At 33.6% G+C, this 12,721-nt stretch carries 8 protein-coding genes and 1 other RNA gene; 2 read left to right on the top strand and 7 right to left on the bottom strand.

The features are described 5' to 3' along the window. The 3 genes from LW133_RS07090 to lolA form a co-directional block, all read right to left on the bottom strand. Positions 1-3,516, bottom strand: a 3,516-nt coding sequence (locus LW133_RS07090) for a beta strand repeat-containing protein (protein WP_233077742.1), incomplete at its 3' end; no start/stop codon positions are given. Positions 3,517-4,010: 494 nt separating this feature from the next. Then, positions 4,011-4,381, bottom strand: a transfer-messenger RNA (tmRNA) gene (ssrA, locus tag LW133_RS07085). Between the two features lie 50 nt (positions 4,382-4,431). Further along, the gene (lolA, locus tag LW133_RS07080; RefSeq protein WP_233077741.1) at positions 4,432-4,953 is read right to left on the bottom strand and encodes a LolA-like outer membrane lipoprotein chaperone; all 522 of its coding nucleotides are present in this window, start codon (positions 4,951-4,953) and stop codon (positions 4,432-4,434) included. Positions 4,954-5,041: 88 nt separating this feature from the next. On the opposite strand from lolA, the gene secA reads away from it, so the two are divergent. Then, entirely contained in the window at positions 5,042-7,585 is a 2,544-nt protein-coding gene (gene secA, locus LW133_RS07075; protein ID WP_233077745.1) for a preprotein translocase subunit SecA, read from the top strand. Then, positions 7,582-8,799 (top strand): FtsX-like permease family protein, encoded by a 1,218-nt coding sequence (locus LW133_RS07070; protein ID WP_233077740.1) that lies wholly within the window; start codon positions 7,582-7,584, stop codon positions 8,797-8,799. The genes secA and LW133_RS07070 overlap by 4 nt, the downstream gene beginning before the upstream one ends. Positions 8,800-8,815: 16 nt before the next feature. On the opposite strand, the gene murI is transcribed toward LW133_RS07070, so the two are convergent. From murI to LW133_RS07050, 4 genes are all read right to left on the bottom strand, one after another. Next, the gene (gene murI, locus LW133_RS07065; protein ID WP_233077739.1) at positions 8,816-9,592 is read right to left on the bottom strand and encodes a glutamate racemase; all 777 of its coding nucleotides are present in this window, start codon (positions 9,590-9,592) and stop codon (positions 8,816-8,818) included. Between the two features lie 2 nt (positions 9,593-9,594). Continuing rightward, positions 9,595-10,890 carry a transcription termination factor Rho gene (rho, locus tag LW133_RS07060; protein WP_233038475.1) on the bottom strand — a complete coding sequence of 432 codons (1,296 nt, stop codon included), beginning with the start codon at positions 10,888-10,890 and terminating at the stop codon, positions 9,595-9,597. Positions 10,891-10,982: 92 nt separating this feature from the next. Continuing rightward, on the bottom strand, positions 10,983-11,654 hold the full coding sequence (locus LW133_RS07055) for a response regulator (protein WP_233077738.1): 672 nt from the start codon (positions 11,652-11,654) through the stop codon (positions 10,983-10,985). Positions 11,655-11,661: 7 nt separating this feature from the next. Next, positions 11,662-12,582 carry a sensor histidine kinase gene (locus tag LW133_RS07050; protein ID WP_233077737.1) on the bottom strand — a complete coding sequence of 307 codons (921 nt, stop codon included), beginning with the start codon at positions 12,580-12,582 and terminating at the stop codon, positions 11,662-11,664. Positions 12,583-12,721: the final 139 nt, after the last annotated feature.

Genomic DNA, 12,721 nt, shown 5'->3' with positions numbered 1-12,721 from the left:
ATTCATGGTATCTGTGCTGCTTGTTTCTGTAGCACTCTTAATTTTTCCATATTGATCAGTAGTGGCTGTTGTGAGTGTTGTACCAATAACATCAAAACCTTGGATTTGTGTTGCTCCTTCAAACTTTGCAACTTGTTGATCGTTAGTTCCTTTTACCGTAGCTACTGCAATATTGCCTTCTTTTTCTGTACCACCACCATGGTATTTGATGCTAGAGAAATTGGTTTTTCCATCTGCAATAACTTGAATGTAATTTACTTGATTACTATTATCTTCATTACTTTTGGTTGCTGTATTTCCTGATAGGATTAGGATTCTATCACTATAGATATGTCCGTATCGACCATCGGTACTTGTTTGGGTGTCTTGAGCTTCCATTTCTTGTTTTTGCATATTTGTTTGTGCTTTAATACCAGCTAGAGTAGCTTTATCTTGATCAGCATTGCTTTTCATATATACTCTAAAGATTGCTCCATTTCCTTGAAGACCATTAGCTGAAGTAGATTCTACTTGTTGTTCTTGCATAGAAGCCTTTCCAATCTCAAGCAATCTAAAATCTTCTCTTGTGGCTAAATCTCCTAAATCATTTCCCATTGAAGCAATATCAATAATAGTGTTGCTTTGTGCAAAGGTTCCTAGAAGAAACTCATTGGTATCTACACCTTTGCTATTTTTAATCATAAGATTTGCAATCTTGAGGTGTGCGGTGTCTGTGAGAAGTTTAGAGCCTTCTTCCATTGTTAAAGCAACATTAGAATTTTCTTGTAACTTAATATTTCCTACAAATGCTGATCCTTTTTCAAGGGTTACATTGTAGTTGTAAGTTGTTGTTGCTTTTTCTTTTTCTTCTTCTGTAGTGCTTGATCCTAGCTCTGAGAGATCTCCTAAAGCAAGACCTTTGATACTGATAGTATCTGTTTGGACATTACTGCTATTTTTTCTATCAGTTTTAAGTGTTAGCAATCCATTATCCGCGATATTAGAGAAATAATCTTTATAGACTTCAACAAAAGATCTATTTTGACTATTGATCTTTACAACTCTATCTTTGAGTGTAAGTTTTACTCCATCTTGATAAGTGATGCCTAGGACTTTAGAGTTTGTGTCTGAAACATCAGTGCTTTCACTACTAAAATTATCTTGAATAGGGTTTGAAGAGTTAGATTCTAATGCAAGCGGTGTTGCTCCAGAATTATGGTTATTAGCAAAAATAAAGGTTACTTCTCCAAGATGTTGTGTTCCAGCCCATATATAATTATCACCTTCAAGTTTGCCTCCATAAGTAACATTGGCTCCGACATTAACCTGACCTTGAACAACAATATTAACCTTTCCACTATTTCCAGAATTGATTACATTAAACATCGAAGTGCCTAGGGTGTTTAAAGCAGTAGCACTTGAAGTTCTTAAAACAATGTTTGTAGTTCCAAAGTTATTTTTTATAGTTCCAGTTTCAACATTTAGGATAGCTGCACCATCTTGCTCTAATTTTGCATTATTTGCATTGCTTGCATTACTTATAAGTTCTTTGTAGTTAGATGGTAACCAAATGCTATCTTCAAATACGATATTTGTGCTGTTATTTTTTCCATTTGTAGTGATGTTTCCTGCAAAGAATGAAAGATTGTTTAGAATTTCACTCGGAGCAGTTGTTTTTTTAGAATCAGCAGCACTAACTTTACCAGAGATATAGATATTATTTGAATTTCGTGAACTATCGCCAATTCCGTTAGTTGTGATATTTCCGATGATTTTATTAGCACCTTGAGATTGAAGAGTGATTGTGTTAGTGGCTACTCCTCCACCTTCGACGCTAATATTTCCTTGAATGGTTGTATTGCTAGAGTTTAAACGATCAGAAGAAGTAGTAATGGTGTTTGTTTGGGCATTGTTGATGATATCGCCAATAATTTTATTATTTCCAGAATGATTATTAAAAGTGATTGTGTTGGTATTATTGCTTGATCTGTTTGTCCATTCTGCAGAGATTTTTCCCTCAATTTCATTAGTCCCAGTTCCTGTAAAGGTGATTTTATTTTGGGCAGTTGCTCCGCCATGAGCTCTGATCCATCCTTTAATTTTGTTATTTCCATCTGTATTGAAAGAAATATCATTGGTTGCTGCATTAGCAACAACATTTCCTGTGATTGTGTTAGAAGGAGTTTGAGTATCCCCGCTGCTACCTTCACCATTTCTGCTTACAGCACTTCCACTATCTCCGCTTCCAGTACTTTCACTACCTCCGCTTTCAGCACTTTCACTTTCACTTCCACTTGCCTGTGTAGTAGGTTTGTTAAAAGCGATTGTTGTTTTGCCTGATGTTGTATTGATGTTTCCTGTGATTGTATTGATTGCATTAGTAGATTCTTCACCAACTTCAAAAGTAACTTTTGCATTTCCTGCTGAAGTATTAATATTTCCTGTGATGGTATTAGAAGTTTTTCCTTTGAAAGTGATATTGTTTTTTGAGTTAGTATTTCCTTGTGTATTGATATTTCCTTTGATTTCATTGGTTGCAGTTTCTTTATCAAAGGTAATTGTATTACTTCCTTCAGGGGCTCCATTATTTAGATTTGCAGTTGCGATAATATTACCTTCGATTGTATTTGTGGAGTTACTTCCTTGAAAATTAAGGGTATTACTTGCTTTTTTACCTCCGCCTTGATTTGCATTTGCTTGGATAGCAATTCCTCCACCATCTCCTCTTGTGTTTTTGATTGAGTTTTTTTCTCCTTTAAAGGTAAAAGTAGCATTGGCAGTGTTTTTATCTTGATACCAGCCAGCATAAATTATTTCATCACGAGATTCCATTGTGGCATTTTTTTCAAAGGTAACTGTGCTTTTTCCTTCAATTGTCCAGATTTTTTGTGTTTTAAAATCTTCTTTAAAGGTGATAGTATTAGTTGCATTTTGTCCACTTCTGATAAAAATACCACCATTTAGGCTTTTTGGTTCTTCTTGATTTTGCATACTTACTTTTTCACTAGTTTCCTTACTTGGTTCCATACTAGAATCATTACCAAAAATAAGGGTAGTGTTAGCATTAGAGAGATTTTTATCAGGTCCGATGTTGATTTCTCCAGTCATGCCGTGTTTGAAAGTTCCAGTAAAATTATTTCCTGTGCCACCACCAAAAACTTGCAATTTTCCTTTAAACTCTGCTTGTTCTGCAGTGAGCTTGAAAGTCTTAGAACTTTGTCCATTAAAATTAATTGTCATTGTTGAATTTGGAAAATCAAAGGCTTGACCTTCAAAATTAGTATCTTTTAAATCAACTTGTGTTGTTGATGTTGAAAAAGTTACGGTTTTAAGATCTTCAGAGATTTGTGTGGTTTCTCCTGTTCCAAATTTGAATGTTAAATCTCCTTTGATATCTGTGCAATTTCCGCTTGTTCCACATTCAGTATTGGTGATATTTGAATCTGCATATACGCTTCCACTACCTAAGATTAAAGCTAGTGAACTTGCCACAACGGGGCTAAAGATTTTAAATCTATTTGTTTTATTTGTTTTCATATAATTGTTCCTTTCTTGTCTTAAAGATATTTCTATCTCTTCTCAAGAGAAATAATAAGACTAATTTTATTGAAATTTATTTATAAAATTGCTTAAAAATTGCTTAAAATATCTAAAAAAACTTTTTATTTACTCTATCAGATAGGTTTTTTATGTCCCTAATTAAAATAATTTTTTAAATAAGATTGTATTTATTTTAAGAATTTGTTGCGTGAGATAAGCTTTATTTATTATAAATAAGTGGATTATTTGGATATTATCTTCTTTGATGTGATTTAGTGGTTTTTTATTTTATTTATTTTCACTTAGTGTGACTAAAAGAATTAAAATACACTGAAGTGAGATTTTTTATGTAGTATGGTGTATAGATTTGCAAAAAATAAATTTAAAGATTAAAGGATAATGTAGTTTGGAGCTTATGAGGATTGATCATTAAAAATATTTTTGGCATGTAAAATATAAATTTTTTAGGTTAGGAGATAAAAAGTTCATTTTGGTGGAGCTGTGGGGGATCGAACCCCAGTCCAAAAGCCATACCCACAAGGGCGTCTACATGCTTAGAAAAAAGTTGATAATCTTTTTATCTTAAGGTTCAACTTTCAAAACCTCTAAGATAAGCAACCCATAGCTTAGCCTACTTTTTGGGTAAAAAATAGGAGCAATCTACTAAAATGACAGCTTTAATAAATAGTAGATATTTTTATCAAGCTGGCTCCAAAGCTAAGATAAACTTACGCTACTTTTGCGTAAGCTGGAGCGTAATTTGTATTATTTGCGTTTAATTTTAAATTGGCAGGATTACGGTGTGCCAAGACCGACATGCAACCCAAGCAATACAACTCCTGTCGAAAGCCAAGTCAGCCCCGCTACAAGAGTAATTCATACTAATGCCTTTGAAAGCAAAAGATTTTAACATTATTGCTTAATAATGTCAATGTGTGGTGGTGGTGTGAAAATGAAGGTATTATCAGGGATAGTAATATTGGTTTTGACATTTTTTAGCGTGATTTTGATTGTGTTTTGTAATTCATCGACAAAGTGGATTTGGTAGGGAAGATTGTTTTTTAATATTAGAGTGTAGTGTGTGTTTGCAATAATGGCATGATAGTTGCCATCTTCGCCTAGTTTTGCAGCATGCAATATTGTGAAAAAATCATTTTTTTGTGTGAGGGTAGAGAGGGTCACTTGTTCTAGCATTGGTTCATAGATTGCTACTTCGTTGCCATTAAGATAAATTTCTTTTTTGAGTGGGTTTTGATAGACCCATTTAGCAAAATTTGGAGTTTTGGCATAAAGGATTCCAGAATAAGTGATTTTTTCTTCTCCTTGATAGGTGACTTGTAAAAAGTTTGCTTCTATGCTTGTAATGTTGGTATCCCATGAAAATAGTGGAGTAAAAAATAAAATAAAACTAAAAAATAATAATATTCTTTGCATTTTTTCCTCTCTGGTTGATTTATTAAAATTTTATCCTAACTATGATAGAATTTTGCAAAGAATATTATAAGAAAAATAAGGTTATATGATGGTGCAGTCTATGTTAGGTAAGATTTTTGGGACAAGAAATACAAGGCTAATCAAAAAATATAAAAAGCGTGTGCAAGAAATTAATCAATTGGAATCAAAATATCAAGAATTAGATGATGAAGCATTAAAGCAAAGCTTTTTGGAATTGCAAAAAAGTGTAAGAGAGGGGCAAAAAAATTTAGATGATGTATTGCCAGATAGTTTTGCTATTACAAGAGAAGCATCAAAAAGAGTTTTGGGAATGCGTCATTTTGATGTACAACTTATTGGGGGAATGGTGCTTCATGAAGGGCGTATAGCTGAGATGAAAACAGGTGAGGGTAAGACTTTAGTAGCTACTTTGCCAGTAATTTTAAATGCATTAAGCGGTAAGGGTATTCATGTAGTAACAGTTAATGACTATCTTGCAAGTCGTGATGCAAAGATTATGGAACCACTTTATAACTTTTTGGGGTTTGAAGTCGGAGTGATTACAGGTGATGAAAAAGATGATTCTAAGCGCCTTGAAATTTATGCAAAAGATATTGTCTATGGCACAAATAATGAGTTTGGTTTTGATTATTTGCGTGACAATATGAAATATGATTTGGCACAAAAAGTGCAAAAAAGTCATTATTTTGCAATTGTTGATGAAGTAGATTCTATTTTAATTGATGAGGCAAGAACACCTTTGATTATTTCTGGACCTGTAAATCGGCAAATGGAAAATTATAAAAAAGCAGATATTGTGGCAAAAAAAATGCAAGACAAAGAGGATTTTAGCATCGATGAAAAAAGCCGCGTGATTTTATTGACAGATGAAGGAATTAAAAAAGCCGAGGAGCTTTTTGGCGTAGATAATCTCTATAGTTTAGAAAATGCAGCATTATCTCATCATCTTGATCAAGCCTTGAAGGCAAATTATTTATTTTTTAGAGACAAAGATTATGTGGTGGCTGATGGCGAAGTTGTGATTGTTGATGAATTTACAGGGCGTTTGAGTGAGGGGAGGAGATTTTCTGAAGGTTTGCATCAAGCATTAGAGGCAAAAGAAAATGTGTCAGTAAAAGAAGAAAGTCAAACGCTAGCAGATATTACATTTCAAAATTATTTTAGATTGTATGAAAAACTTGCAGGAATGACAGGGACTGCACAAACTGAGGCTACAGAATTTTTGCAAATTTATAATTTGGAGGTGGTGAGCATTCCTACCAATCTTCCTGTGCAAAGAAAAGATTTAAATGATTTGATTTATAAAAGTGAGAGAGAAAAATTTGACGCTGTGATTGCAAAAATACAAGAATTACATGCTAAGGGGCAACCTGTATTAGTGGGTACTGCAAGTATTGAAAAAAGCGAACTTTTGCACGCATTGTTACAAAAACAAAGAATCCCGCATACTGTGCTAAATGCTAAGCAACACACAAGGGAAGCAGAAATTATCAAAGATGCAGGTGTTAAGGGTGCTGTAACAATTGCTACAAATATGGCAGGTAGAGGGGTGGATATCAAGCTTAGCGATGAAATTAAAGCATTAGGGGGCTTGTATATTATTGGGACTGAACGCCATGAAAGTAGAAGAATTGATAATCAATTGCGTGGAAGAAGTGGGAGACAAGGGGATCCTGGGACGAGTCAATTTTATTTGAGTTTGGAGGATTCTTTGCTTAGGATTTTTGGAAGTGATAAAATCAAAGGTGTTATGGAAAAACTCGGCTTAAAAGATGGGGAGCACATAGAATCTTCGCTGGTAACGCGATCTGTAGAGAATGCACAAAAAAAAGTGGAGAGTCTACATTTTGAATCTCGTAAGCATTTGTTGGAATACGATGATGTGGCTAATGAACAGCGTAAAACTGTGTATAAATTTCGTAATGAGCTCTTAGATCCTAATTATGATATTCAGCAAAGAATTGATGAAAATAGAATACAGGTTTTAGAGGAAATTTTCGCAAGAATGCAGATTGTAGCTGGAAATATGATGAATTTTGATTTGCAATCGTTGGTGCAAAATATGCAGGAAGGTTTTAATTTGAATCTTCAACAAGAGGATTTGCAAAATAAAGAATATGATGAATTGTTTAATTTTGTGCTTGAAAAGTTAAAACAAAAATATGAGCAAAAAATGAGTATTTTGACATTGGAGCAACGCAGTGAAATTGAACGTGTGATTTATTTGCAAGTTTTGGATAATTCTTGGAGAGAGCATCTTTATACAATGGATAATCTTAAAACAGGGATTGGTTTGCGTGGATATAATCAAAAAGATCCATTAGTGGAGTATAAAAAAGAAAGTTACAATCTCTTTTTGGAATTAATCAATGCAATTAAACATGAAGCAATTAAAACCTTGCAAATTATTCAGTTTCAGCAAGAACAAGTGCAACATCAAACGCGTGATATTTTGCATGAACTTGAGAAATCTGAAAAATTTGAAAACAATAGAGAACTTGGAACTCCAAGAATTGCGCGCAATGATCCTTGCCCTTGTGGAAGTGGCAAAAAATATAAACAATGTCATGGAAAAAGTGGTCCTAAAAAAGGATTGTTAGCTAAAGCATGACAAATAAACTGATTGTATTTTTTATTTTTAAATATCTGCGTTTTGATAAGACTCAGCCTTTTATCACAGTGACTGCAATTCTTGCATTTTTAGGAGTTGGGATTGGTGTGATGGTTTTGCTTGTGGCTATGGCTATTATGAATGGTATGACTAAGGAATTTGAAAAAAAACTTTTTGTGATGAATTATCCTTTGAGTTTGTTTGCAACTTCTAGTAGAGGTGTTGGAGAGGGTGTAGTAGCAAAATTAGAAGAGAAATTCCCCGATCTTTTGTTTAGCCCATATCTACAAATGCAGGTAGTGGTAAGAAAAGGTAGTGAAATGTCTGCGGGGATGATTTTTGGTGTGGATATGCAAAAAGAATCAAAGATTAATGAGGTGTTTCAAAAGGCTTTTGTAGAACAAAAAGAGGTGGCAAGTTTTCCGCTCATTGTTGGGCGTGGGCTATATGATAAATTTTTATTGGAATTGGAAGATAAACTTACTTTATTTTTTACAAAATTAGAACCTACAGGATTAGTGTTTAGTCCTGTGATGAAGCGTTTTAATGTAAGTGGGGTTTTTGATTCTGGTTTGAAAGCTTATGATGTGGGGTATATGTATACAGATTTTGCATCTTTGGCAAAAATTAGAAATATTCCTTCTGGGGTTTATGATGGAATCCATATTTATTCTGCTAAGCCTATGGAGGATATTCATAAAATTAGAGAAGCTTTGCAAGAGATACCGCATTATGGTTTAGGGATTGAGGGGTGGTGGCAGCAGAATGGGAATTTTTTTGCAGCAATGGCTATGGAAAAACGGGCTTTGTTTATTGTTTTGATGTTGATTGTTTTGATGGCTTCATTAAATATTATTAGTTCTCTTTTAATGGTGATTATGAATAGGCGTAAAGAGATTGCATTGTTGCTTAGCATGGGAGCAAGTCAAAAGGAAATTAAGTCAATATTTTTTTGGTTGGGTAATGTAATTGGATTTGGCGGGATTGTTTTTGGGGTGATTTTAGCAGGAATTTGTATGTATATTTTAAGCACATTCCCTATTATTTCTCTACCTGCTGATGTTTATGGAATTACAAAATTGCCTTTGGATTTAGCATATATGGATTTTATAGGGACTTTAATAGGGTCTTTTTTGATTGTGTCTTTATCTTCTTATTATCCGGCTAGACGCGCTTCAAAAATAGATGCACTTCAAGTATTGCGTAATGAATAGGGTTGGGATATAGATTTTATAAGATTGTGAGATTTTTATAAGAAGAGAGATCTAGCCATTTTTGTGCAGTATTTTTTAGTCCAGCAACATCGCTAGATGCAAAAAACTTCAGTGTAGTATTGCTGGATTTTGATACATGTGGAAGTATGGTATATAGATATTGTGCAATAGCTTCTCCTGAGTGCACAAGCAAGCTTTTGTGATCAAAAAAACTTGAAATTGCTTGACTTAATAGAGGGAAATGTGTGCAACCTAATACAATAGCATCAGGTATAAAATCAAGATTTTTAAAGTAATATTTTAGGACTTCATTAACAATTGGACCTTGAAAAATATTTTCTTCAACTAATGGAACTAAAAGACTAGTAGCAATAGATGTGAGATTTGTATAGCCTAGTTCTTGGAGGCCTTTTTGATAAACTCTTGAGTTTATTGTAGCTTTTGTAGCAAGGATAAGGATTTTAGAATCCAAATTTTTTAGTTTATTTGTGATTGCTAAAATTCCTGATTTTATAACACCAATGATGGGAATAGAAGGGCATTTTTTTTGCATCTCATCGAGTGCATAAGCGCTTGCTGTATTACATGCTATGACGATAATATCGACTTTTTGTTGTATAAAAAAATCAAGTGCTTGTAGGGAAAAATCTATAATACTTGTGGGATGTTTGGTGCCATAAGGAAGTCTGGCAGTATCTCCATAATAGACAACTTCTTGAAAAAGTTGCATTTTCAAAAGGCTATCTAAGACGCTTAAACCGCCTGCACCGCTATCAAAAATGCCGAGTTTCAAACTTATTCTTTTTCATTCATGAGATTTAAGAATTCTTCATTGTCTTTTGTTTTTTGCATCTTAGAATAAATAAATCCAAGTGCTTCGACATCATCCATTTGTTGCATAACATTTCTTAGCATCCAAACTTTTGTAAGTTTTTCTTTGCCAAGCAAGAGATCATCTTTTCTTGTTCCAGATTTTAGGATATCAAACGCAGGATAAATTCTTCTATCAGCAATACTTCTAGCTAAGACGATTTCGCTATTTCCTGTTCCTTTAAATTCTTCAAAAATTACCTCATCCATTCTAGAACCTGTTTCAATTAATGCTGTGGCAATAATTGTTAGACTTCCACCTTGTTCGATATTTCTAGCCGCACCAAAAAAACGCTTTGGTTTATGTAATGCATTTGCATCTACACCACCGCTAAGCACTTTTCCGCTAGATGGAGTGATGGCGTTATAAGCTCTTGCAAGTCTTGTGATAGAATCCAGTAAAATTACAACATCTTCTCCCATCTCTACACGACGCTTTGCGCGCTCTAATACAAGTTCTGCTACACGGATATGATTGTTGGCAGGAAGATCAAAAGTAGAGCTAAAAACTTGCCCTTTTACACTTCTTTGCATGTCAGTCACTTCTTCGGGGCGTTCATCAACTAAAAGTACGATAAGTTCCACTTCTGGGTGATTAGAGGTAATGCCATGTGCAAGCTCTTTCATAAGTTCGGTTTTCCCTGTGCGTGGCGGGGCTACAATTAGTGCTCTTTGTCCTTTTCCAATGGGGCTGAATAGATCTAACATTCTCCCTGTAACTTTTAAGGGTTCGTATTCAAGTTTGAGTTGTTCATTGGGGAAAAGCGGGGTGAGGTTGTCAAATAATGGGCGATTTTTTATTTCTTCTAAGGGAAGATAATTTACTGCTTCTATTTTTAGGAGTGCATAATAGCGTTCTTGGTCTTTAGGGGAACGCACCTGACCTGTTACAATATCTCCATTTCTTAGAGCAAATTTTTTGATTTGTGATTGGCTGACATAGGTGTCATTTTGGCTATCTGCGAAGTTTTCATCAATCCCTCTTAAAAAACCATAACCATCATTTACAATTTCTAAAATACCGGTAAAAAGAATAAAACCACCTTGACTAACCTGATTTTTAAGAATCTCAAAAATTAAGTCTTGTCTTTTATATTCTTGAGGGTTTTCTACACCTAATTCTTTTGAAATTTTTACCAATCTATCAATCTTATAGGTTCTTAAATCTTCGATTTTATAACCCTCAACCGGGGTGTGAGTTCTGTTTTTGTCACTTGCCATTTGTTTTTTAGTCCTTATATAGAAAAATAACTTCTTGAAGTTGTGGATATAATAAAGTAGCAGATTATTCTATAATAACCCGCATAAAAAAGTCAAGATTCTTCATCGACAATTTCAATATTTGGATGAATTTTATAGACTTTATTTTTAATTTTTATTAATAAGCCAACATCAATAAGTTGCTTAAAGGTTTTTACAATAGTAGGTTTTGAAACATTGATTTTAGCAATAATATCCTCATAAGAGCCGTGGTAGATATTGTCTTTATCACAATGATCAAGCAAAAATTTGATAATCTCAATTTTTTTCCCTCCAACAAATGCGGAAATAGCACGAATAAGGAGTTCTTGGGATTCTAATTTTACAGCTTGGAGTTTTGGAAGAACAGCCTTTTGAAGTGCGCTTAATAATTCATCAACATCAATAGGCTTAAGAATGTAGCCATCAACATGGAGGCTAATTGCATCAAGGAGATAAGGAACCTCGGTGTGCGCAGTGGTAATGATAACAGGACAATTATTATTTTGTTCGCTAGATCGAACATTTCTGATAAACTCAATACCATTTGTCTTTGGCATTAAAATATCTGTAAGAATTAAATCAATATTATGAGATTGAAAAAGTTTTAAAGCATCTTGTCCATTTTTTGCCAAAATTAATCTGCCTACATAATCCTCAAGAATCATTGAGGTTAGTCTTTGGGTATCTGCATCATCTTCTACATAAAGTATGGTTAAATCTTTTAGTTTTTTGTATTGTTCCATGTTGCTCCTAGAAATTTTTATTTGTTGTGCAAGGTAGCTCGATAATAAAACTTGCTCCATAAAAGCTTTGTTCTTCTCCCGCAATATGCCATTGCATATTGTGGGCACTGATTGTTCCTTGCATTTGTTTTTCGATAATCTCTTTTGTCATATAAAGACCTATTCCTGTCCCTGTCGATTTGTGTTTGGTGGTAAAGTAGGGTTCAAAAATCTTATAGAGACTTTTTTGTTTAATTCCACCAGCATTATCTTGAATAATGATAGTAATTTTATCATATTTTTTTTTCAAAATTACGTAGCAATGTCCTTGAGGAATTTTTTGCTCAATAATGGCGTCTTGTGCATTTTTTAGTATATTTAAAACAACTTGTGTAAAGGCATTTTTGTAACCATAAAACTCAAAATCCTCACTATAATCGCGATGGATTGTAATATTGTTTTGTTTTAGGACAAAATCTATAAGTTTGATAGAATCCTCGATAGATTCTATAATGGAAAATGAACTTTTTAACTTATTGGGTTGGAAAAAATGGCGAAAATTTTCTATAGTTTCTGACATAGACTTTGCAATTTTTAGACCATCTTCGGTTTGTGTATTGATAAAATTTTCATCAAGTTTGCCATTGTAAAATTTGGTCTTAAAGCTCTGGATAAGGACAATAAGAGAGTTTAGAGGCTGTCTCCATTGATGAGCAATATTTTGTATCATTTCTCCCATAGAAGCAAGACGATCTTGTTGATACATGATTTGATCTTTTTTTCTTGAGGATTCTACTTCCTTATTGATAGTTTTTTTGAGATTTTTGTTGATATTTTCGAGTTGCAAGGTTTTGTCTTTGATAACTTGACAAAGTTTCTCTTCATGTTTTTTGATTGACTTAAGGATATGATTGCACAAAGAAATAGTGGTTAAAAAAACTATAAACATGCAGAAAAATAGAATTATGGAAGTAAAAATAAAAATTGAATGGATCGAGTGGCTTTGTATGGTTGCAATTTGCAATCTTAAATCAATGATTTGATCAATGAGATTTTGGATTTTTTTTGCCTGTTGCCTTAGTAGCATA

It is taken from the genome of Helicobacter anatolicus (assembly GCF_021300615.1).
GTDB lineage: Bacteria > Campylobacterota > Campylobacteria > Campylobacterales > Helicobacteraceae > Helicobacter_H > Helicobacter_H anatolicus.
Note: the sequence above shows the minus strand (reverse complement) of the source record. Positions and strands in the feature narration are given on the sequence as shown.